The 24,773-nt window shown below is 39.4% G+C and carries 20 protein-coding genes; 2 read left to right on the top strand and 18 right to left on the bottom strand.

Annotated elements, in window-relative coordinates:
- Window positions 1-20: 20 nt before the first annotated feature.
- On the bottom strand, window positions 21-1,001 hold the full coding sequence (locus N1I80_RS08850; RefSeq protein WP_340737514.1) for a proline dehydrogenase family protein: 981 nt from the start codon (window positions 999-1,001) through the stop codon (window positions 21-23).
- 32 nt (window positions 1,002-1,033) lie between these two features.
- Entirely contained in the window at window positions 1,034-2,014 is a 981-nt protein-coding gene (locus N1I80_RS08845) for a proline racemase family protein (protein ID WP_445683700.1), read from the bottom strand.
- Window positions 2,015-2,223: 209 nt separating this feature from the next.
- Between N1I80_RS08845 and N1I80_RS08840 the strand changes: the two genes are divergently transcribed.
- On the top strand, window positions 2,224-3,597 hold the full coding sequence (locus tag N1I80_RS08840) for a sigma-54 interaction domain-containing protein (RefSeq protein WP_340737512.1): 1,374 nt from the start codon (window positions 2,224-2,226) through the stop codon (window positions 3,595-3,597).
- Between the two features lie 86 nt (window positions 3,598-3,683).
- On the opposite strand, the gene N1I80_RS08835 is transcribed toward N1I80_RS08840, so the two are convergent.
- The 6 genes from N1I80_RS08835 to N1I80_RS08810 all read right to left on the bottom strand — a co-directional run bounded on the left by N1I80_RS08835 (window position 3,684) and on the right by N1I80_RS08810 (window position 12,331).
- Window positions 3,684-4,820, bottom strand: a complete 1,137-nt coding sequence (locus N1I80_RS08835) for a hypothetical protein (protein ID WP_340737511.1) — start codon at window positions 4,818-4,820, stop codon at window positions 3,684-3,686.
- Window positions 4,821-4,865: 45 nt separating this feature from the next.
- Window positions 4,866-6,158, bottom strand: coding sequence for a DUF4085 family protein (locus N1I80_RS08830; protein WP_340737510.1), 1,293 nt, complete (start codon window positions 6,156-6,158; stop codon window positions 4,866-4,868).
- Window positions 6,159-6,323: 165 nt separating this feature from the next.
- Entirely contained in the window at window positions 6,324-8,255 is a 1,932-nt protein-coding gene (locus N1I80_RS08825; RefSeq protein WP_340737509.1) for a PTS fructose transporter subunit IIABC, read from the bottom strand.
- Between the two features lie 105 nt (window positions 8,256-8,360).
- Window positions 8,361-10,253 carry a BglG family transcription antiterminator gene (locus N1I80_RS08820; RefSeq protein ID WP_340737508.1) on the bottom strand — a complete coding sequence of 631 codons (1,893 nt, stop codon included), beginning with the start codon at window positions 10,251-10,253 and terminating at the stop codon, window positions 8,361-8,363.
- A gap of 168 nt (window positions 10,254-10,421) precedes the next feature.
- On the bottom strand, window positions 10,422-11,375 hold the full coding sequence (gene manA, locus N1I80_RS08815; RefSeq protein WP_340737507.1) for a mannose-6-phosphate isomerase, class I: 954 nt from the start codon (window positions 11,373-11,375) through the stop codon (window positions 10,422-10,424).
- Between the two features lie 146 nt (window positions 11,376-11,521).
- Window positions 11,522-12,331, bottom strand: coding sequence for an alpha/beta hydrolase family protein (locus N1I80_RS08810; protein ID WP_340737506.1), 810 nt, complete (start codon window positions 12,329-12,331; stop codon window positions 11,522-11,524).
- Window positions 12,332-12,590: 259 nt separating this feature from the next.
- On the opposite strand from N1I80_RS08810, the gene N1I80_RS08805 reads away from it, so the two are divergent.
- Window positions 12,591-13,145: a hypothetical protein gene (locus tag N1I80_RS08805; RefSeq protein WP_340737505.1), complete on the top strand. Its 555-nt coding sequence runs from the start codon at window positions 12,591-12,593 to the stop codon at window positions 13,143-13,145.
- Window positions 13,146-13,990: 845 nt separating this feature from the next.
- On the opposite strand, the gene N1I80_RS08800 is transcribed toward N1I80_RS08805, so the two are convergent.
- The 10 genes from N1I80_RS08800 to N1I80_RS08755 all read right to left on the bottom strand — a co-directional run bounded on the left by N1I80_RS08800 (window position 13,991) and on the right by N1I80_RS08755 (window position 24,704).
- Entirely contained in the window at window positions 13,991-14,287 is a 297-nt protein-coding gene (locus N1I80_RS08800) for a hypothetical protein (protein WP_340737504.1), read from the bottom strand.
- A gap of 146 nt (window positions 14,288-14,433) precedes the next feature.
- Window positions 14,434-15,063 carry a hypothetical protein gene (locus tag N1I80_RS08795; protein WP_340737503.1) on the bottom strand — a complete coding sequence of 210 codons (630 nt, stop codon included), beginning with the start codon at window positions 15,061-15,063 and terminating at the stop codon, window positions 14,434-14,436.
- Between the two features lie 117 nt (window positions 15,064-15,180).
- Window positions 15,181-16,128 (bottom strand): hypothetical protein, encoded by a 948-nt coding sequence (locus N1I80_RS08790; RefSeq protein WP_340737502.1) that lies wholly within the window; start codon window positions 16,126-16,128, stop codon window positions 15,181-15,183.
- 48 nt (window positions 16,129-16,176) lie between these two features.
- Entirely contained in the window at window positions 16,177-16,584 is a 408-nt protein-coding gene (locus N1I80_RS08785; RefSeq protein WP_340737501.1) for a DUF4870 domain-containing protein, read from the bottom strand.
- Between the two features lie 183 nt (window positions 16,585-16,767).
- Complete coding sequence (locus tag N1I80_RS08780; protein ID WP_340737500.1) at window positions 16,768-20,034, bottom strand: ATP-binding protein; 3,267 nt, start codon at window positions 20,032-20,034, stop codon at window positions 16,768-16,770.
- Between the two features lie 60 nt (window positions 20,035-20,094).
- On the bottom strand, window positions 20,095-20,784 hold the full coding sequence (locus N1I80_RS08775) for a response regulator transcription factor (RefSeq protein ID WP_340737499.1): 690 nt from the start codon (window positions 20,782-20,784) through the stop codon (window positions 20,095-20,097).
- Window positions 20,785-20,906: 122 nt separating this feature from the next.
- On the bottom strand, window positions 20,907-21,524 hold the full coding sequence (locus N1I80_RS08770) for an NUDIX hydrolase (RefSeq protein ID WP_340737498.1): 618 nt from the start codon (window positions 21,522-21,524) through the stop codon (window positions 20,907-20,909).
- 199 nt (window positions 21,525-21,723) lie between these two features.
- Entirely contained in the window at window positions 21,724-22,752 is a 1,029-nt protein-coding gene (fni, locus tag N1I80_RS08765; protein ID WP_340737497.1) for a type 2 isopentenyl-diphosphate Delta-isomerase, read from the bottom strand.
- A 65-nt stretch (window positions 22,753-22,817) separates the two neighbouring features.
- Window positions 22,818-23,630 (bottom strand): squalene/phytoene synthase family protein, encoded by an 813-nt coding sequence (locus N1I80_RS08760; protein ID WP_340737496.1) that lies wholly within the window; start codon window positions 23,628-23,630, stop codon window positions 22,818-22,820.
- Between the two features lie 180 nt (window positions 23,631-23,810).
- Entirely contained in the window at window positions 23,811-24,704 is an 894-nt protein-coding gene (locus N1I80_RS08755; protein WP_340737495.1) for an AraC family transcriptional regulator, read from the bottom strand.
- Window positions 24,705-24,773: the final 69 nt, after the last annotated feature.

Raw genomic sequence — 24,773 nt, 5'->3', positions numbered from 1 at the left:
CGTATTTACTGGATGATACCTTAACCCTGTTTTTTCTTGCTAACTCTTCCTAATAAGAATGCGCCAGCCCCAATACCAATGAGTGTATTAGTCTTTTTATTGAACATTTGCTTCGCAACAAGATTCAGGTTTTGTGGACGTTCTGCCAACCGACGCATGAAATAGCCATACCAATCGACACCAAACGGTACATATGTGCAGAAATGATATCCCTCGTTCGCAAGCTCAAGCTGCAAATCATTTCTAAAACCATACAGCATTTGGAATTCAAACTTGTCTCTTGATACATTATGTTCTTCCGCAAACTTTTTCACATGATTGATGACATTGTGGTCATGCGTTGCAATTGACGTGAATTTACCATTTAGCAAATGATAGTCAATCAATCGGATATAATTCTGATCAATGTCTTTTTTGTCTTGATATGCTAGGTTTTCGGGTTCTTTGTAAGCACCTTTAACGATTCGCATCCGATAGTCCTTATATTTTTGAAGATTTTCATCAGCTTCATAGAAATAGGCTTGAATGACGGTTCCAATATTATTATAATCCTTTGATAGCTCATCAATAATGTCAAAGGATGGTTGTAAGTGCCCATAATCCTCCATATCAAAATTGATGAATATGTTATAATCATTTGCTTTTGCAACAATCTCCTGTAGATTGCCCAAGCAGAACGCATAGTCAATATCTAAACCAAGCTGAGTAGGTTTCAAGGAGATATGCGCATCCAATCTATGTGCATGAATCGCCTCGATAACAGCTAATATCTGTGTTTTCGCCTCAATCGCCTCTTGCTTCTCGAACACAAACTCCCCAAGATTATCGATTGTCGCTGCAATCCCTTTTGCATTTAGCTGCTTAACGCTTTCAACCATTTGTTCAACGCTTGTGCCCGCTACAACTGATTGTGCGCCTAGTTTGAGTCCCCACCGTTTCGCCCCGCTATTTAGCACTTTATTTTGTGATAGTGCCATAAAAAAATCTCTCGTTAATCCCATATCAAATACCTCCATTTTTTAATTTCGGTTACTTATTTCAACAAAAATCCTTCTACATATGGGTCCGTTGCATCTAATGAGAATTGATGAATTCCCGTCATCCATGCGGAGCCCGTAATTTTAGGAATAATTGCATTAAAACCTTGGACCTGCGTATAATCGACGATTGTCCCTTTAAATCGGGAGCCAATAATACTTTCTTGGATAATTTCTTCACCTTTGCCAAGATCCAATGTTGCCAATTTCGCACATGTGCCTGTTCCGCAAGGCGATCTATCGATTTGTCCATCTCCAAAAACGACAGTATTTTTATAATGATTTTTTCCTACTTCTAAACTAAACTCCACAAGGTCAACTGTGTTAATCTCAGGTATTTCAGGGTGTTCGATTGTTAGCTGCTCATTCACAGCCTTCCTAATTGCGATACCAAGTGCCGCAATCCTATCTTGCTCCTCAATCGTCAAAAACAAATCAAATTGTTTGGCATCGACAATCGCGAAGAAGCTTCCTCCAAAGGCTATATCCATATATACCTGTCCTACGCCATCTACTAAAACGCTTACATTCTTTTTCAATAAAAATGCTGGTACGTTAATAAAGGATACTTCCTTCACCTTGTCATCTTCGTAGACGATATGACATTCAACAACCCCCGAAGGTGTATCCAGTAATATCGTATCTTGTTTCTCAATTAGCCCTTGATCAATTGCAATCGTTACAGCTGCAATCGTTCCGTGACCACACATATTCAGATAACCACCGCTATCCATAAATAATACACCAAGGCTACACTCCGGGTTGCATGGTTCCGTTAAAATAGCCCCAAACATATTTAAATGTCCTCTTGGTTCATGCATCAGTAGCTTTCGTATATGATCCATTTCAGATTGCATTCCTTTTTTCTTTTGCATCATGCTATTCCCATGGATTTCCGGGATGCCATCAATCACGATTCTGGCTGCTTCCCCCATTGTATGGGCATCAATCGTTCGAATCGTATTCTCTATCATCACCATAAAGTGTTAATACCTCCCAAGTACATAATTATTTGTTGCTTACTACTCTACTTGCAAGAAGCATGCCAACTTATAAAAGGAAGTGTAATCGCTCTATTGCAATCGTTTACATAATTCATTACAATAAAGACTGTTCATTAACTTTACAGTATTGTAAAGTGTAAAATTAACACTAACAACTATCCTCAGAAAGGATGTCGGTGGAAATGAAGAACATGCCCCTTGAACATTCACGCTATTATTTGAACACATTAATCGAAACAAGTTCTGATGCAATTGCCATTATTAACGTCTTGGGGGAAGTAGAATATTGGAATTCACAAGCTGAACAAACGTATGGGATACCACTTTCAGCTATTAAAACGAAGAAGATTAGTGCATTTTTTAAAAAGGAAGATTTAAAATTATTAGAGATACTGGAAACGAAAAAGCCTGTTTTTAATGTCTATCACCAGCCCAGACCGGATAAGCATGTACTCATAAGCTCATCGCCTATTTTTGATAGTGAAGAGAACTTAATCGGAGCCATTTCAATCGATCAAGATATCACAAACATTGTAAAATTAAATGAAAAGCTATCATTAACAACAACAGAATTACAAAAGGTCAAACAGCAGTATAATTTGCAGGAGCAAGTTGGGCCTTTCTCGGAAATTAAAGGACATAGCGGCACCATACAAGCAGCCAAGGAGTTAGCGCTTAAAGTTGCAAAAACGGATGCGACTGTGTTAATTCAAGGGGAAAGCGGTGTTGGTAAAGAACTCTTTGCACAAGGCGTACACGAAGCAAGCTTACGAAAAGATCAGCCTTTTATCCCCATCAATTGTGGTGCAATCCCTGAGGCTCTTTTCGAGAGTGAGTTCTTTGGTTATGAAAAAGGATCTTTTACAGGTGCCCATAAGGACGGAAAAGCGGGAAAAGTGGAAATGGCAGATGGCGGCACATTATTTTTAGACGAAATCGGGATGCTGCCCCTTGATATGCAAGTGAAATTACTTCGCGTATTGCAAGAGAAAGAAGTTTCTCGCATAGGCGGTCATGCATCCATAAAAGTGAATAGCCGAATTGTTGCAGCAACCAATAGCAATTTAGAAGATATGATTAAACAAGGACTATTTCGCGAAGATTTATATTACCGGTTAAATGTTGTAACTTTGAAAATCCCTTCACTTCGAGAGCGTATTGAGGATATTCCGATTTTAGTCAATAACTTCGTACAACAGTATTGTGCGAAATACCAAAAAGAGATACCCACTCTTCTAGCCAGTGCTATGGAGATGTTTACGAACTATCAGTGGCCGGGCAATATTCGAGAACTACGAAATGTTGTAGAACGAATGATTATTATTATTGATAATTCGACAATCCATGCAGAAGATATTATGAATATATTCCCTGCCACAAACAACAATCACATAGGTAAAGAAGGTCTAGCCCAAGAAAAAGCGCAATTAGAAAGCGCCCGTATCAAAGAAATACTTATTGAAACCTACGGAAATAAAAGTGCCGCAGCAAAAAAACTCGGGATATCAAGGGTTAGTCTTTATAATAAAATAAAGCAATATAATATTGATGTTTGAACAAGATAATTCCCAACACAAACAAACAGATTGGACAACCAAAATAGGTTGCTCAATCTGTTTGTAAAAAAACTTAATGCGCAAGACTAGATTCCATCTTGTGATAAATAAGATAACACCCGAGAAAGTACTTCAGCCCGGAGCTTCACCTGTTCTGGGTATTGATAGAAAAACAAGATTTTCTGCTCCCATATCTCTTCCCCCTCCGGCTTCGGGGATAAAATGAAATAAGGCCACACTTCAGCAATATCCTCATCAGGACTTGTTACTGCATAATCCGTTACGAATTGATCTTCGTAATCCTCATAAAATACTGCCGCCTCTTCTTCGTCATTCACAATATCCCGCTCATACCAATCATCAATAATGTCCGTCCAAAACGCTAGATAAAACTGGTGCAAATACGAATTTTCCTTCATACAACCCATACCGTCCACAAAATAATAGTTACAAGCAGCCAGAGCCGTTTCATGTATCGCATCATCTTCATACGCAAACAACACGTCCTCATTCATATCCATTTGGTCCTTTTGCAATGTCAGTAAATGAGCATACTCATGCAACAGTGTCGTTTTAAGTATAAACGATTCATCCGCATCCATAACGTCCACGCCAAGTAGCCATCTGCTGACATCTTCGTCATCCGGCTCCACCTGAGCAAGCGTTTCCTCATTACCATCCGTAAATATATTGAAACCTGTTAACATCTCACGTTCTTTTTCAGGGATGATATATGTGAACATATTCCAAATATGGACATGCGCCTTAACATCATCACGATACGACTCAAACTGCGCATCGACATCAACAAATTGCGGGTTTACCAAAGCTCCTTCAACTATTCGATACCTCGCCAATACCTGTTCGTCGTATGTATCCCCATCCCCAGAAAATTCGTAGTCCGTCAATAAATCACCAAACCGTTCGTATATTTCATCGGCTAATTGATCACCCAAAATAGCGCAATCCTCCACCGTTTCACAAGATTCTGGCGGGTAACATATATCCTCACTATCATTGTAGATATCAAATGGCTCGCAAACAAAATCATTCATTGGTGAATTATGCTGCACGTTATCAAACGCAGACACCAATACCTCTTGATCCGCATCATTCAGATACTCTTCAGCCTCTTCCTCCCAAAAAGAAGAACAGCCAACAGTCATTAGAGACATACCTATACACATACCAACTAAGCTGATAAATCGCAGTGTTTTGTTCAATCACTTAATCCCCTATTCAATTTTTCTTTACCTCGCATGAATCGATCAATCCTCATATTCCTTTAATTTCTCTTTAAACGCTGCCGTCAAAACTCCTTTATTGTCAAAAATAAAGGCATTCGTCGAGCCCATCGAATATAGGTTACTGTCTTCTTGATTCAATAAAAACAGTATACCTTTTTCAATAAGCGGTACATATTTCTCCGGTCGCTCATTCATCGTGTTCCACGCCCGTACCATGCGTTCCAAATCCTCTCCAAGTAAAGCGGATTCTAGCTCTTCTTCTGCTAAAGGAATGGAAAATACTGCATACTCATCCGTGTATGTAGCGGACAAACAACGTTCTAAAAACTGTTCAAAGCTTTCAGCGAGCTGCCCGATATCTCTATGGACCACAACTGGCTCTGAATCTTCATGAAATTGCAATGCTACATTGTGATTAAGCCATACAAAATCACCCTCCCGCACTAGCTGATTAGCACCAAATAGCGGTCCAATTTCCACTACTTTCTCAGTTGCTACAATCAAGCTATGCGTCAACTGCCCCCCATTTTGTTCGGCGAGCAATTGCCTATATGCGGTAGGAAACTTTACCTGTAATCCTTGCTCTCTCTTGGATAGCGCTTCTTCTGTAGCCCCTAAAGTCGATTCCTCATCCTGCCAGACAGGTAAGCTATTTGCCTTGTAATAGTACTCGATGATAACATCCTCCGCGACAACCATCCAACGCGTCATTGGACAATCCAAAAGTAGGCTAAACACTGTACCTTCATCATGAATATCGACCTCTTCATATAGCCACCATTGTGCCTCCATAAGCGGCAACTCGCTAGATTCCTCCTTCACCTTTTTAAAAGTTACCACAATACAGCTCGCATTATTAAAAGAACCCGAGCTATCTATTGTCAAACGAATCTCATCATCTTTACGAGCAATATGTAGAATACGAGAATCATGCAGCCTCGCATCCTTCAATGTCACAAAGTTTTTGGGAATCTGATCACAAATCGACTCAAAATGGTCATGTGCTTGCTCAAATACCTCCCTATAATTTTGCTCCATTTCATGTAAATAGATGAGAAGCTTTTCCTGTACCGATTTCGGCAAATACGGCTGATTGATTGACCCATCTTCAATGAATGGATGGAACTCCTTTGGCAGTACTTTTAGCAACCGGCCTTTCTCTTGCTCCAATCTATCACGCAAATAAACATGAACATCATCGCCATCCTCTTCAAAACCTCGAATAAAATCCCTCCATTCCTCTTCTGATTCCGGCACTGTCAATGCATGCGCATCCTGCATTTGCTCGTACCAAGCCTTTGTGAAAAATGCCAATTCAAAAAGCCCCCTCTCCTAAAATCAGTACCTAGTCCTCAGACAATTGATAGTTCTACTATAATCAAACATCGACACTCTTTCAATATTCAAAACATCAGTCGTTATTCTAGCAAATCATTTCAAAATCCCCTTATCCAGTAAAATGGATAAGGGGATAAGGTTTTATTGGATGGTTTCCAAAAGTCGATAAGCTTCTTCAACTGTCGTTACAGCTAATAAATTCTCTTTAAATTCTTCATCCATCAAGCGGCGAGATAGCATTTGCAAGATTTTCAAATGCTCGTCACCAGCACTTTCTTCCGGGACTGCAATCATAAAGATTAATTTGGCTGCTGTTCCATCTAAACTGTTCCAATCCACACCAGCACGTTGAAGTCCGAAAACGACTGCTGGCCGCTTCACCGCAGCAGATTTACCATGTGGAATCGCAATATTTGCACCAATTCCTGTTGTACTTTGTGCTTCTCGCTTAAATATTGCCTCTTTAAATGCTTCTTTTGACTCGAGCACACCAGCTGCATCTAATTTGGCAATCATTTCATCAATAACATCATCGCGGGTTGAACTGCGTAAGTTGACATCTATTAATTGTTCATTTGTAATATCTGTTAATGAACGAATTTCCTTGCCCGCTTGTTCAGGCGCCGCCTGCTGATCATCGACATCAGTCGAAGCAGGCACACCAGCCATCGCCGGCTCCAGCTGAACATCTTTCTTTAAGAGGTTAACCATAAGCGCTGTGACAAGTACACCGACAATCGCCGCGATGAAGAACATCAATACATTATCAACAGCACCAAGAGCAGCTACAATCGGGCCACCATGCGCAACCCGATCACCTACGTTACCAATCATCGCAATGACGGAACCGACCATCGAACCGACCATAATACTTGGAATAACCCGAAGTGGATCTTGTGCCGCAAAAGGAATGGCTCCTTCAGTTATCCCAAACAAGCCCATCGTAAAGGATGCTTTCCCCGTTTCCAATTCTGTTTCACTATATTTCTTCTTATTCAAAAACGTGGCAAGTCCCATTCCGATTGGCGGGATACAAATGGCAACCGCGATAGGTCCCATAATCTCATAGTTTCCTTCGACAATCATAGCTGAACCAAATAGAAAGGCAACTTTGTTGAAGGGTCCTCCCATATCAAATGAAATCATCGCGCCAAGGATAAGTGCTAATAGGATGGAACTTGTTCCCTGCATACCCGCCAACCAAGTCGTTAGTGCTTCAAATATACTTGAAACAGGTGCACCGATAAAGTAAATAAAGAGCAAGCCAACAATAAGTGTTGCAAAAATCGGTATAATAATAATTGGCATAATCGGTTGAAGTGCTTTTGGTACTTTTATCTTTTTAATAGCGAGTGCAACATAGCCTGCAAGGAATCCAGCGATAATTCCGCCGATGAATCCAGCTCCCGCTTCACTTCCATAAAAACTTCCATTTGCTGCAATAAATCCACCAATCATTCCTGGTGCTAGCCCTGGTCTATCTGCAATACTCACTGCGATAAAGCCAGCTAAAATAGGAATCATGAACATAAAGGACGCGCCACCAAGACTTTCAATCGTCTTCCAAATCGAATCTTCTGGAATCACGATGCCACTAGGTGTTTTTTCTCCCCCTAGTGTTAAGGCTAAGGCAATTAATAGACCACCAACGACAATAAATGGAATCATATACGATACACCATTCATTAAATGACGGTAAATTGGATTTTGTTTAGATGCGCGGTCTTTTTTCGTATCTGCAAGTGAACGTTGACCAGGTTTATAGACAGGTACATCACCCGTTTTAAATTGATTGATTAGCTCTTCAGGACGGCGGATGCCATCTTGAACACCTGTCACAATGATTCTTTTCCCTGCGAATCGATCTTTATCAACGTTTTTATCAGCAGCAATAATAATGCCATCTGCTTCTTCAATATCACGATCTGTCAATGCATTTTCAACGCCTGTTGAACCCTGTGTCTCAACTTTCATATCAATACCAAGCTTATTTCCTGCTTTTTGCAAATTCTCTGCAGCCATGTACGTGTGCGCAATTCCAACTGGGCAAGCAGTTACTGCTAAAATTTTCATTTGATACGGCCTCCTTTAGTTTAGTATAAATCGACTACCTTTATCCTATCCCCTAAAGAGTACGTATATATTTATACTTTTACCGCAACTTCCGGTAATAAGTTGTTATTGCCTTAATTCATTCAAAATTTCTTGTTTTGTTGTCTGTTTTGATAGTTTTTTGACGAATTCTGTTTGTTCACTTAGCAATGACAGTTCGTTAAAAAGCTTTTTTATGACTTCTGGGTCTTCATTCACAACAGCAAGTAGAAATACAAGTGATACATATTCAGTTCCCCATTCAATCGGCCTTTTCAAAACAGCTACAGCAATGCTTGACTGAAGAATACCTGGCGGGTTACCGTGTGGAATGGCAATCGATGAGCCTATTGAAGTTGCGGAGGCTCTTTCTCGTAAAATGGCACTGTGAATATACTCTTTTTTAACAAGACCATGATCATATAAAGAATTCGCCAACATCTCTACAACTTCATAACGATGTTCAAGATCCACTTGCACATGAATAGCATCCTCAACGATAAAATGTTGCAAAGTCGCATACTGATGTTGATCCTGCTCCACCGCACCATTATTTTCGACAAAATCATGTAGACGTTCTTGATCCTCTAGATCAAATAAAGCCGAGATCACAATATGGAAAATGGATACTTCCGGTAGGGGCATCGTCGAAATAATTAAGTCAAAGTCATCTACCTTATGTTTACTAATATCTGCTCTACTCATACAATGTTCAATTTGTAAACCAGGAATCTGACGCTCAATTCGGGATCTCAGTAAATGAGACATACCAATCCCATGATGACAAACAATGATTGCACGCTTTTTTCGTGGAGTTCGCTGCTTTCTACGCTCTACTGACGCTTGAAAATGAAGGGCAATATAAGCTGCCTCATCTTCAGGCAGTATCCCAGAAAACGCAAAACCAGCGTTTCCAAGTGTAAAAATGACCATACTGAACATATAAGGATACATATTTTTAATTTCTGTCAGCAAGGGATTTTTTATCGGCAACTGATACGAAATTCGATTTAAAGCCGGTTGAAGATGAACTGAAAGCCCTTGAAACAAGGTAATATCAGTGGTGAAATCGATTTTTGTTAACCGTGTCATTTCAGTAATGAGTTCGTTGACTAACCTGTCAAGCATCGGATTTTCCACTTCGTCAATCGCCAGTCTTTTTCCGCTCATTAAATGCCATGCTAAATAGATGACTTCACTATCTGGGATTCCTACCGAAAAGAAAGGTTCGATTTTCTTCTTCAATTCTTGCGCTAATTGGTATTCAATTTGCTCTGTGATTTGTTGGCTATCCGGCGGAATGATAATGGGATTTTTTTGTTTAATTCGCTTGATCATAATTAAAATATGGATGATTAAGCGATCAAATGTTTCGTCTGTAAACGAAAACCCACCACTATATAATATAGACTTCACAAAGTTCACTTCATACGCTGGAAACAAACGCGTAATGGAATTGTGTTCATGCTTATGCGTAGGGGCAAGCTGTGATAAATGCGCCATCGCACTCCTTTTCCTAGCTTCCTCCCCATCAAGAAAAATCCCGACTTTCTGCTTAGAATGAAGACAAATGCCAAATGGCTGCAGCCAATCTGCGATGTAGTCAAGATCCTTCTTAACAGTTGTTTTATTCGTAAAATGCTGGTCTGCAAAATCTTGAAGCGTCAGTGGATGATTGCTCGTCAGCAGTTGATAAGCTATATCAAAAACGCGTTCATCCGTTGGTTTTTCACGATTGCTCTGCAACAACCGGACTAAGTGCTGCCGCTCCTCCTCTGGACCAAGTAGAAAAATACCACATCCAGGTTTACGCTCTAGACTAATGCTAGAATGCTCTATACAAAAGATCGCAGCCGTTTTTAAATCATTCCGAATCGTTTTTTCCGAACAACCTAGTTGTTCGGCCAATTGGTCTATTAATGTATATTTTTCCTTTGTCGTTAACAAGATGTTCAATAATTCAACCTGACGTATATTCATCAATCACGCCTCCTTTTGTTCGAACAACCTATATGCTTTATAGCCATTTTCGAAACATCAGTAAAAACTCCTACCATTTTATGAGTAGAAGTTTTACATTTGACTATCTTCAATTATAACAAACTAGATGAAGTTCATTCGCTCAAGCTATTAATTATGACTGCTGAATTATTCATGCGCTACCATCATTTCTAAATTTCCTGCCATCTCATAACTCGTAATCGTTGCTGGCAGCAGAAAGTTATCCCCTTTTTCAAGTGGGAATGAACGGCCATCGACAGTAATCTCCCCTGTTCCATTCACAACACTGACCAACAAGTAATCCGCTTGTAAAGGCGTCGCAACCTTGCCCTCCAACTTCCAATCGTAAACTGTAAAATACTGTTCTTTCACTAATCGAGTAGTAACTAAGTCCCCAACAGTCTGTTCCACTTTTTCAGGTGCTTCTGAAGTATGCGGATAATTCGTTACCTCAATCGCAGACTCAATATGAAGTTCACGTGTTTGTCCTGCATCATCCTTGCGATCATAATCATAAACACGGTATGTAATATCCGAACTTTGTTGGATTTCCAAAATGACAATCCCCTTGCCAATTGCATGAATCGTACCACTCGGCACATAATAAAAATCGCCTTTTTTCACGGGAACACTCATAAGTAAGTCATCCCATTGTCCAGCGTCTACCCGGCGTTTAAAGTCTTCTTGCGTTTTTGCACGGTGACCGAAAATAATCTCACTATCCGGCTCACAATCAAGCACATACCAGCATTCCGTCTTGCCGTATGGCTCGCCTTCGACTTGCTGTGCATAGGCATCATTTGGATGGACTTGCACCGACAAATTATCATTAGCATCCAATATTTTTACTAACAACGGAAAGTCACCCTCCGTCTTTTCTTTACCAAATAATGATGGGTGCTCAGACCAAGCCTGTGCTAAACTTTGCCCCTGCAACGGGCCGTTTTTAATCGTAGATGGACCATTCTTATGAGCCGAAATCACCCATGCCTCACCTGTTAGATCATTAGGAATCGAATAACCAAATAACGTCTTGAGTTTATCGCCCCCCCAAATTCGTTCTTGAAAGACTGGTGTTAAAAAAATTGGTTCTTGATACATATTGATTTCCCCCATTTTCTGCTTCGTTCTTTATTATTAAATACAGTGTACTATTCTGATTATACCTGCATTCGAATTGAATTCAACTTACTCGATAGACAAGTTCCTACGCAAAAAAGTTGATGGCCCCGTCCATCAACTTTACACTATAATGCTATTTTCCTAGGATACGCATAACACTTTTTTAGCCATTCAGCAGATTCCTCGAATAATTCATGTTCAAATTGGTAACTTGAAAACGTATGATCCGCACCTTTAATATAATGCGTATTGACCTGTTCAGAAATAGGTCTTTGTTGCAATGCTGCGAAATAACGGGCGGTATGTTCTTTTGGTACATCCTCATCCTCTTGCGCATGAATAATCAATGCCGCTTCTCGGTACGAGCGAATCGCTTCGAAGGGATGATGATTTTTCAAATCTGTTAAAAACGTCTGACTTACATGGAATCCTTGATAATCAACGACTCCATGCGTTGCCGCGGTTTCCACAGCGTGCGCTCCTATAATTTCTGTGATATCTTCATATGGCTTGCCCACAGACGACCACAAAATAAGTTTACGAACGCGACGATCTTTGGCTGCTGTTAACGAAGCCACCGCACCACCAAGACTATGACCTATTACAATAATATTATTTGCATCCACCTGCGGTAATTTGGAAACAACATTTAGCACCGCCTGCACTTCACGTAACTGCTTCGTTACCGTCACATCCGCATAGTCACCATCACTTTCCCCACAACCACTAAAATCAAAACGAAATACTGCATAGCCCTTGTCCGTAAAATAACGTGCCGCCTTCACAAATAGCCGATGTTCGCCCACTTTACTGCCGATAAATCCGTGGACTAATACAATAAGCGGAACCTTCCTCTGTCCTACTCTCTCTGGTAGATGAAGCACGCCTGAAAGATTTGCTTGACCCGCATGAACTACAATCGATTGGCTTGTCATGGTAAACATCCTTTCTATATTTTAATCACAATAATTCATATCCATTTACTAGGTATTATACATCCGAAGTTTTTATAAGTCAATCACCACAAAAAAGCTACACCACCTACTCACCTTGACTGATTTACTTTTAATCTACTCCATACAATTCAAACTAAGTTTAAATTTTGACTATTAACGTACTTCCTTTACCGAATCTTAACTCTAAATTGTTATAGTAGAGAGCAACTAAAATGACACAGAGAGGTGAGAAGTGTTTATGAAAAAAACTACTGTTTACATCATTTCAATACTACTCTTTCTTATAGGCGGTTGTGCATCATCATCGACAGGGAATGACGAATCTGAAAAAGCAGCTGCAGAACCAGCAAACAAGCAAAACGAAGAAGTAACATCCAATGACACTGAGATTGATGTAGTTCAAGAAGAGAAAGGTGACACAGTTCTAAAAGATATTTCACTCCATACAACATTACCAGATGCGTTTCCGACAGATTTTCCGGTCCCTACGGGTGTAGAACTATTTATCATCGAAAATGAAACGGATACTGGCATGATGTATATTATGAACTATGGAATCGAAGGTGAAGTGATTGATTATTATAACCAATACAGACAATACATCGAACAGGCTGGATATACAGATATTATAGACGCTAGCAATGGAAACGCAGATCCAGAAACCAGCCTTGAGAATATTAGTGCTGAACTAGGCGGCAATCGCTTGACAGTGGGAATAATGGTTTCGGGAACGGGGAAATATGATGATGGAACCATCAAAGTGTCAATTATGTACAGTACAGCAAGTCGTTAATTATTAATGTCAAAAAAGACCTCTGCTATGGTTTGCAAAGGCCTTGGTTGCACGAAAATCCAATTTTTTAGGGATACCCCTCAACAATAATATTATAACTACCCAAAAACACCCTTTTATATAAAAAAATTGTAAAGCAGGTGTTTTTTAATAGATAATTTACCACGCCTGTTGATTAACCAAAAAATAACTTAATCAAACACTATGCGCGCTGTGTACAGTTCTTTTGGTTCACTGTGAATTGGATGACTTCTATACCATTACCGGGCTGTTTTCGGTAATGGTATGGTGGTCCGCTCTCCAAAAACACTTATACACAAAGTGCTAATGCTTTTGGGGAAGAAAGAATAGCTGGCTTTTTACTTGGATAAAAGCCGCCACGAAGAACGGCTTTTGCAAACAAAGGCGAAGCGTCGAGAGTAGTTGGATAGATGAGGCTTTTACCATGGTCATTCCTGCTGTTATTTTAGGAAGTGTCACATTCTTATAAAACTCGTTAAAAGTAAAGTGGGAGCACCTTATACAACGTACAAGAGTGCCCGAAATTGTATCTTCGGGCACTTACAGTCCCTATAGAAAGTCATCTATTCTTTTCTTTCCAAGCAACTATATTTTTCACTTAAACGTTGTAGGTACGCGACAGGCAAGTATTCGCAATAAGATGACTGAAAAAGGTTTGTCTAGAAATGACGAAGTCATTTCTAGACAAACCTACTTCTACGGTAATCATGTCGTGAATAGTTAGCCGAAAGCGAACCGGAAATGCACCAGTGAAAATGGAGGTTTTCAAGCCTTTTTCACCGGTATATTATGCAAGTAAATGGTTAATCAACAGACGTGATAATTTACATATACCTCAAATAATGAACCTCTACTCTAAAAATCAAACAATTTATCTGTTTTTGTAGCAAAGGTTTCACTTTTCCATTGTAGTCCTCAAGTGATTTACAATTGTAATCTTCATACAAGGAAGCTGTATAACGGCAAGTAACCTCAAAAGTTTGTGAACCACCAGCTACGGAATGTCGCTCAGCTATTTCAATTATCTCCATATGTACATGTTTATTCTTCACATAAGTAGTTAGTGTAGTAGGTACTCTATTATTTGATAAAAAAGATAGTATACCTTGTGCATAAATCATTGCAGTTCTCTCCCTATAGACACGAATTAGGCTAGATTAACGCCTCATTTATGCATATAGTATAGCATAAGCCATTGCTTGGAAGAGTCACCAGCTATCATCGAACATTCAATAGATAGCTGGTGTTTTTATTCCCCATGGCTTCCTCACTCAAAAATAATTTCCCAGTAAAGTGTCGCACATGTAGTCCCATATATATCGATAAAATAAATCAAATCTCCCTTACCACTTTGATATCCATCTGTATAGCTATACTTTGTGGAATGAACCGTATCATAATCTCCCAAAATCGGGTCACTCTGAACATCGAATCCCACTGTTCTCATATCCTCTTCCACTCTAGCAATCGTTTCCTCCAATTGCGTATCGAAACAAAACACCCCTTCCCAAGGGCCTTCACGCATAACTTGCACCAGCACCCAGTCCTGCGGAACAGGTATCATTAGTCCATTTGGTGGATCAATTTCAGTGTAGCCCGCTTGCTGTAAACGCTCATCAAAGGTCTGAAATGGATCTGCTTCATTTTCATGACCATCACTCATTTCGCTTACTTCTACACCAAAATCATCGCCCTCGTCATTAATCACTTTACTTACTTCTTTATCTTTCTCGTTGACCTCTTCACTCGTTTCAACTGCTGATTCTAATTCTGTTTCCGCAAGCTGTTCATCCAATAATTTACTCCCTCTCCCTAAAACCTCTTCCACCTCTCCATTACACCCCGTCAGTAAAATGATTCCTAACCCTACGATAATTAGCACCAGCTTGGTCTTCATCATCACTACCTCCCAAATCAGATCGGCAGTTTACCCTAATCTGATTATCATAATAAAACCAGAAACGAACATGCCCAAAATCCCAAGCCAGGCCTTTATCCTAATTTACACTACAAACTATGCTGCGTTCCTACTTTTCTCTACTAGATTTTTAAACTTCGATGACACACCAACGAGCTGCTGCTGTAAATCCATTGCTGGCTCCAAATGTCGAATACTGATTTGATACGAACGAATCATAGCAATTGTAATAATCGGATCCACAAGTGCACGTTTTAAAACCGTCGTGATGACATAGGCAGCTATCAATGCCAAAGCACCAAATAAAAAACCTGAATCAGGTGTATTCGTCGTTATCAGTTTCGAAATAAACATCAAAGGAAATGCAAACATCAAAAATACTACAATATTAAACAGATAAATAAGTACTACAGATCCTACCGCTGTTTTTAAAATCCCTTTCCAACTTTGTGCATACAGAACAACACCATCTGCTGCCGACTTCCAAACTGACTCGTTCCGCCCTTCACTTTTTCTTACAAAAATATAACTGACAATAGCTTCATCAATATAATTTAAACCGACCGACATAACCGCATTAATAATCCCAACAATATTTTTATACCCAGGAATGAAACTAAAGGCGTTCCCTACACGCATAACCCATCTTTGAATTTGCCTAACAGCCGCACTCACCATATTATCCAATACAAAGGCAACATTCGCTGTTCCAAAATGGTTCATCACCTGCTCCTTCCCATAAGCAACCTGCCCTTTTCCTTCTGGTATGCTCCCTGCACGTAAAAGTTCGACAACAACAGACACATGCCCGATCTTCACAATGTAGAGCACATACCTCTCTACAAACCTTAAACCGCCGTAAACAACTCCAAAAGCCAATAACATCACAATAACAAACGCACCTGAACTATCACCAAATAGCTTTACTACTACAAAACCAACGCCAACCATAATACCAAGAAAAAATAGTGCGGCTAATCCAAATGCACCATACACCAAAATCCGCACCATAAAAAAAGGCAATGTCTTTATAAATAACTTCATAACAGATAACTCCATGCTCTCACACCTCTCTCCTCATCGCTAAAAGCGTCATTGATGTAACTGTTTTTCAGCTATCTCACCGATAATCGGTAACTTAAACTTTTCGCCTTGATACGCCTTCCACATCAAAAATAACCATAAAACAAACACAATCGGACTTAATAACAAGGATAAAATCCAACCAATAATAGGAATGAACGAAAGAATGATTGATAAAATAAAAAAGGTAATGGATGTAATGATTGATTGCCATGCATGAAACCGAACAAAGTGATTTTCTTTTTCAGTGATCAAAAAAACAATGCCCGTAATCGCCCCAGCTACATAACAAAGTGCCCCGGCAAGATTTTCCGCCAATCCAGACGCCTCGTTTACAGGAGTCCCTTTTTCCCGGCCAACATTTCCACCATCTTCCTCTTTGAAAATAGTTTGTTTTTTAGAATTCGGATCCGACATACTACTTCCTCCCTCACAATATTTTATTACTATCAGAGTATTACACCAACGTTAAATTAGAGTAAAATGGAAGTAAAATTCAGATAAAGATTCTTTCACTGACATAACAAAAAGATTCCTGTAACCACTACGAATAAAAACGTGTGGTTACGGGAATCTTTTTGAAGTTTCGCTCAAATTATTCTATCCATTTCTTTCGATTGGAAGCGTAATATAAAACGTGCTTCCTATATTTTCTTCACTTTCTGCCCATACTTTCCCATGATGCTTTTGAATAATCTCTTTCACAATCGCTAATCCAATCCCTGTTCCTGTTTGCTTTTTTTCAGGAGCCTCCGGCAGTTGCTGGTAAAAACGATCAAAAATATAAGGAAGCATTTTCTCGCTTATACCACTACCGTTATCATGGATACCAATAATAACAGCATCTTTTTCATCACTTAAGGTAATTGTCAATTGAATAATTCCTGTATCCAAAGTCGTATGCTTCACTGCATTAGAAAGGATATTTGTAAATACCTGCTCCATCCGTTCTCTATCAATCGAACAAGTAAATGAATTCAAAGGCAACTGAAAAGGCTCTATTTTGACATTTCGCCTATAGGCTTGAACATCAAATGTAAATTTTTGCTGTACACTTTCTAACCATGCCAACAAATCGACAGGTTGAAAGTTTAAACTAGTTCGTCCTGATTCGAGATGCGATAAATCTGCTAAGTCATCAATTAATCGATTTAATACTTTAATTTTATCCTCGACTAATTTACTGTAATATTCATCTTCACTAGTAATTAATCCGGCTTGTAATGCTTGAATATAACTATGAAGTAGCATCACAGGTGTCCCTAATTCATGTGCTATATTCGCTAATAGATTACGCCTGGATTCCGTTATTGCTACCAGTGATTGATGTTTATCCGTTAAATGCGCATTGACTACTTCAAGTTTTTTTGTTCGTTCCTTCACTTTTGCTTCCAATTGGACATTCAATGTTGCTAATTCATCGTTCATCGACTTTAATTGTGCTAATGTTCTCACACGCGACAATAACTCTTCTTTATCACAAGGTGTTGTCACGTAATCATTTGCACCTACTTCAAATGCTGTTATTTTATCATGCACTTGACTTTTGGCCGTCAACATTAAAATTGGTAACTCTAACAAAGAATAGGTTTGTCTCAATCGTTCACAGACTTCATATCCTGACATATGCGGCATCATAATATCGAGAATGACTAAGTCAAAAGAATGCTTTTCAACTAGTTGTAAAACCTCTTCTCCACTTGTCGCTTTCACGATGTCCATTCCTTCCAACATGAGCTGATTCATTAACACTTGTAAATTGACCAACTCATCATCTGCTATTAGTACTTTAATAGATTGCCGATTGAGCGTAATTGTTGGCACAGTTAACGTAGGCTCAGCACCTTTAAATGGCTTTAACGATACGATAGTCCCCTCCAATTCAGGCTGTTGGAAATAACCCGATTGCAGCGTAAAACTAAACACCGCCCCCTTGCCTACCTCCGACTGCACAATGATATCACCCCCGTGTAAGTTAATGAGTCTTTTCGTTACACTCAGGCCGATTCCTGCACCGGCGGTAAATTCACTGAAGATAGTAGAATTACCTTGCTGAAACGGTTCGAAAATATGATTGTGAAATTCTGGATCAATTCCTTTTCCTGTATCAGCTACATAAACTTTGATGAAATCATTCTCGACAGATTCTGCTGTTACAACCACTTCACCAACCTCAGTATAAGTAATCGCATTGCCTACTAAGTTATACATAATCTGCTGGAGACGACCAGGATCTGCTAATACAACCGGTAACTTGGGTGAAATGCGATTGACCAGACGTACTTGTTTCTCCTTTAGTAAAGGTTGACAAATCGTAAAAACTACTTTTACTAAGTCATATAAATTCACTTGCTTCAATTCAATAGATAACGTGTTATGTTTCAATTTAGAAAGATCAAGAATATCGTTCACCAAATGGGACAGCCGCCTACCACTCATAATAATCATATCCAGCTGGTTTCTCATCCCACCGGACACCTTTCCTGCCACACCATCCTGCAGTGACTCGGCAATTCCAACCATGCCATATAGCGGCGTGCGCAATTCATGTGATATGATGGCCAAAAATTCATCTTTTAATTCATCTGTTTTGCGCAAGCTTTCGATAGCCAATTCCTGACTTTCTCTCGCAACTCTCTCCGCCTTTTCCTTCTCTTTCCTCATAATATTAATTTTATCTGCCAGTGCCAAAGACAATAACACAACTTCAATTGACAGTGCCCCTTGTCCCGCATACTCTGTAAATATTGAATAAGGAATAACGATTGCCCGCTCTAAAATCGTTATAAAAGTACCTGTTAAAAAAACAAGCCAGCCTATAACAAAAAAGCGCGCCGCACGCACTCCCCTAAACAAGCTGATAAAACCAATGATTACGACGGATGTAAACGTACTAAATGTACTCAAAAACATGATGTTTTGTGCAATATAATGCGAAATAAACAAAAATAATACCGTTGTCATACTCAATCCTATTAACATCATCGAAATTACTTTAAAGAATGGTACATAGCGATCTGTATCCAAAAATTCTCTAGTAAATAGGACAATGAAAATACATGCAATACTTACCCAAAATGGAACAGCAATAAGATTCCAAGCAGGAGAATCAGGCCATAAGTATTTAAAACCATCTCCGTTCAGCGACATATAGCCTATCATCGTACTACTAATTGCAAGGACATAAAATAAATAGGATCGAATCCGCAAACTAATATAAAGAAACAAATTGTAGACAATCATAATCGAAATCATGCCATAAAATATCCCTAGTAAAACAATCTCGCTTTGCATTTTCTCAAAAAACTTGTCTTTTTCCCATACATTTACAGGGGGATGCAAATCGCCCCCAGCATGTAACAATACGTAGAACGATTTCGTTTCGTAAGGCTCTATATCTATATTAAATACAAAGTGCCTATGATTAATGGCCCGTTTTGAAAAAGGAAAATCAGCGCCAACTGTCGCAATTTTTTGTATGCCTGACCTATCTTCTGTATAAATATGTATTTGGTGAATCAATGGAAACTTAAATTCTAGTAACCATTCTTTGGTAGTTGTATCATTTTTCAAATCAAATTTTAACCATTTACCTACTGGAAAAAAGCCCATCTTTCTGTCAAACTCTTCAGGTAGCACAAAATCCGCATCATACTTACCTGACGCAATGTCTTCAATGCTATAGTCCTTTTCATTATCAGACAAAATTAGAAACGTTTCATATAAATCCTTTTTCACCATCTGCTCGTCGAGAATAAGTAATGGATCATGCTCTTTATTCATATTTCCTTTTATCGCTTTTCCTGCCACAAATAGCGAGATGAAGAGTATTGAGAAAATCACACTAAGCTGTATCGTTCTTTTCATCATCTCCATCCCCCATTTCTTATACTGCCATTGACTATTTAACAAAGCGGCATATGCTCATTAATTTGTCATTTTGTAGCCGAAGCCTCGAACAGTTTCAATATACGTTGTATTAGGTGAATGTTGATTGATTTTTCTTCGTAAATTACTTACGTGAACCTTAATCGTTTGCACATCTCCAATAGAATCATAGCCCCAAATACGATCATATAGTTTCTCTGCGCTCCATACGTGATTTGGATGCTTTGCCAAAATAATGAGTATTTCCATTTCACGCGTTGACAGTTGAATTTTTTCACCCTCTATATAGCATTCAAAACTATCTAAATGGATTTCCAATTTTTTTAATCGGAGGACATTTTTAATTTCAGGCTTGGTTGTCTCCATATATCTTCGTATATTTGCATTAATCCGTGCTTCTAGCTCCACAAAGTCAAATGGTTTAGTCATATAATCATCCCCGCCAAGTTCGAATGATTTAACTTTATCATTCACTCCCCGCCGGCTACTGATAAAAATAATAGGTACATTCGTTAATTCTCTAATTTTCACACACACATCAAATCCATCCATTTCTGGCATTTCGATGTCTAGTAAAATAATATCCGGTTTTTCATCTAAAACTAGCCGCAAAGCCTCTTCACCATCGGCAGCTGAAAATACTAGAAATGCACGATTTTCTAAAAATAACTTCAGGAGACCACGTATCGCCTCTTCATCTTCCACGATGACTATTTTATATGACGTCATGCCAAAAACTCCCTCCCATTAAAACTTCAGAAAATTCCGCTTATTGATAATATAAATCAGTTAACGTTCTAATACTAGGGGGTGAATACGAGGAGATTTGCCCATCTTAAACTGCCATTCCCCTATTTCATTATGTCAATAAAATGCTTTAAAATCCTAGCTGTTAACCCCCAAATGGTATACTTGCCATAATCAAAAAACCACTCTTCCATCGCGTGACTTCTCCATTGGTACTGGGCACCATTCATAATTTTATCAAAAGGAAAATCTGAAGCAGGCGTTGTTTGAACTGAAATGACATGCAAATACGGCTCATAATTCAATAGCCATTTTACGGGTACTGTAAATACTTCTTCGACTTCTTCTATATTGTAAGAATCAATTATTTCATTGTAATCAAAAGTTACCACAAATGGATAGACCACAAATGCAGGCGAAGCAACATAAGGGCTTAATTGTCTAATCAGCGTCACCGTTTTTGGATCGACTCCTAACTCTTCGTGTGTTTCCCGTAACGCCGCTTCCAACGGCGTTGCGTCTGCGTCATCAATTCGACCACCTGGAAAACTAATATCCCCCGGCTGTTTTCGCATTGTCAATGAACGGACTTCAAAAAGAATATGCCATTCTCCATCCATCTGCACTAATGGAATTAACACCGCTGAGCGAAAAGCCGTTTCTTCCCCAATAAATCGATATTCATTTTCTTTCAGCTGCTGCTTCAGTTTATCTAGAAACACAGATATCTCCTCACTTTAAAGGCTGTACTGCTATTATCGTATCACTTACTAGTTGAATAGAGAAAAAATTGTCACTCTTATTCCGAACTACTCTATGTTCTATAGGCCCATAAAATTAATAGTAAAGCGACCTAATTCCATCGTGATCGGATTAGGTCGCTGTATCTTTAATGAAATCTGGATATTCCTTAAACTATTATCATCGTTCCTTCAAGCGCGAGGTATCCTTCAATTCCTGAATTGTCTGAGCCCCGATACCGAACATTGACATTCGAAGCTCCATTTCCCGAATTTGCATCACTTCAAGCACATCTTCTAGGCTTTGAGTCGCCTCTTTCAGGATGGATCGCCCAAATCCAACCAAGTCGGCACCCAGCGCAATAGCTTTGGCACCATCCAACCCCGTCTGCATCCCACCACTGGCAATTAGTGGACGGTTCCCAATCTTTCCGCGGACTAACCTAAGAGATTGTGCCGTTGGAATTCCCCATTCACTAAATGCTTCAGCAGCAACACGCAGGATTGGGTCTTTGGCCCGAAACTTTTCTACTTGGCTCCAGGAAGTGCCTCCTGCTCCGGCGACATCGATAAACGCAACACCAGCCTCGCTTAACTTTTTGGCTGTCTGACCATCAATGCCCCAGCCGACTTCCTTGACCCCCACCGGAACCCCCAGCGTGCTACACAGTTGTTCAATTTTCTGTAATAACCCTTTAAAATTCGTATCTCCCTTTTCCTGAATCACTTCCTGAATACTGTTCAAATGAAGGACAAGCATATCCGACTCGGTTTTCTCGATAATTTCCCTGCATTCCTCGACACTGTATCCGTAATTGAACTGAACAGCACCCAAGTTTGCAATAATTGGGACACTCGGCGCATACTTTCTCATCAAGAAAGAATCAGCATGCCCATCGCTGTCAAGCAGAGCTCTAGTGGATCCAAGTGCCAATGCCCAGCCCCTCTCTTCTGCTGCTACAGCCAAGTTCCTATTAATTGTTTCAGCAAGGGCTGTCCCGCCCGTCATGGAACTAATAAGGAACGGCGTTTTACATTCAAAGCCGAGGAATGTTGTTTCCGTGGAAATTTCATCGAACGCAATTTCAGGAAGTGCATTATGGATGAACGAAAACGACTCCAATCCTGTCGAAATCGACTCCCCCGTAACTTTTTCGTTCAACGCAATTTGAATATGATCTGATTTTCTTTGTTCAATTGAATTGGTCAATGCCAACACCTGCCTTTTATCATCTAAACTCTACTGGACTTCGCGGTTATTCTATGTTGCGAGCTTTAATCGAGTTGAACTTCTTCCACTGTCTGTTCGACTTCTGCACGCGTGATTTTTTCGCGTCCCTCTTTCATTGCTTTTAACGTTTTATGAGCCAGAGCAAGTGGTAGACGGCAGAATAATAAAATGGTTTTCTTATGGAGAGACTTCATATAATCATCTGCTTTTGCCAAATTTTCATCCGCATAGTCGAACAATTCTGCGCGACTCCAACCATCCGGAACAAAGCTTATCCCACGCTCATCCAAGTCTTCCTGCTCATTACGCAAAATATTGACCGCCTGAAGCCCACGTCCATAGCCGATAGCCAGTTCACGGTCTGTTTTTTCTTCGCCGTAATGCTCCCAAAGGTCTGAAAGCGTAACGCCGACAAGTCCTGCAACGTAATATGTATAATCATCTAAATCTTCACGTGTACGGATTTCCCAGTTTTCTTTCGCCCATTTTGCCATCCCAAATGCCATTTCACAAGCAGCGTTCGCCACGATTGGCAAGGTATCTTTTGGGCAAGCTTCCAGCCATTCTTCCAAACGAAGTGTAACTTCCGGCATTTGATCCTTTGTTCCTCCAAGAATTTTTACATACGCTTCGTTGTCAAATGGTTGTTTAAATAATTCACTGACTTGCATTAAAATCGTGTATTTTACTTCATTGTCCAATTGTTCATGATCTTCAATTTCATCAATTGCCCGAAATACTAAATAAGCAGATGCCACCGAATACTTTAACTCTTTCTGCAAAAAAGTAATCGGTATATAAAATGTACGGCTCGTTTCTTTTAACACACGCATTGCATCTTTTGGAAACATACTCATTCTAATTCTGCCCCTCCTGTTTGAAACTGACTATATCCTTTATCGTAACTCAACTTTCAAAAAATTACACTAAAAAACATAAGAATAAGGACCTTTTCGCCTTTCTTAGTCTATTCAATGATGAGTGGGAACCAAAGTACGGATTTTAAGCCCGTGAAGAAAATTTTTCAATTTTCCAGGTTAATCAAGAATAAGATAATCAATCGGGATGACTGATTTACTATTTCTATATTTTCCAGGGGGTACCCCGAGATACGAACGGAACACTTTGGTAAAGTAATTACCGTTAGAAAATCCAACGCGTAACGCAATATCTTCTATTGTAAGTTCGTTATCTTTTAGCAGTTCAATCGATCTTTTTATTCTACTATTGGTAAGGTATTGGATTGGCGTTAACTGGATTTTTTCATGAAAAAGTCTAGTGAAATGATATTTAGAAAGCCCAGATGCTTGTACGATATCATCTAGCGTGATAGGCTCCGCATAATTATTATCAATAAAAAGGGTTGCCTTTGTAATGGATTCTGGTAGTTCTTTATCACTTTTACTAGTATGTAAAAAGCGCTGCAGCTCCATTAAAAATGAGTAGGATAAGGCAGATGCCTCATAAGCATCGTTAATTTGATGAGTAGATACTTTGTGGATGAGCTCGAAGATACGAGTTATCGAAGTAGAATAGATATCCAATTTCAGTATATGCCCTACCTCATCTGTTATCGATTCATAACATCTAATAGCCTCTTCCCCCATTAAAGTTAGATGAACAAATTCCCATTCGGTACTATCCGCGGGTAAATAATAACGGTGATTGCTTGGAATCTTGACAAAAAAGGCATCGCCCACTCCGAGTCGATATGTGTCGCCATTTATCACAATTTCCCCGGCGCCCTTTAAGGTATATTGGAAGACAATCACATCCTTTTCACTGCGAACTAAACCATCCCAGTCGTAAGAAGCACTCACCTGCTTTTCCAGTCCGAGAGAATGAATCCCAGCTATACGTCGTTGTTGACTCGACTCTTTAAAATGAAAACCATATGTTCCGTATGTGATGGAACGAAAATTAGATAGCAATATATTACCCCTTTCTCTAAATAGTTTGCCATTGTTTTAAGTAATCAGAAAGAATATGATTAGTATAAC

It is taken from the genome of Sporosarcina sp. FSL K6-3457, from assembly GCF_038007285.1.
GTDB lineage: Bacteria > Bacillota > Bacilli > Bacillales_A > Planococcaceae > Sporosarcina.
This window is presented reverse-complemented; position numbering and strand designations above follow the sequence as displayed.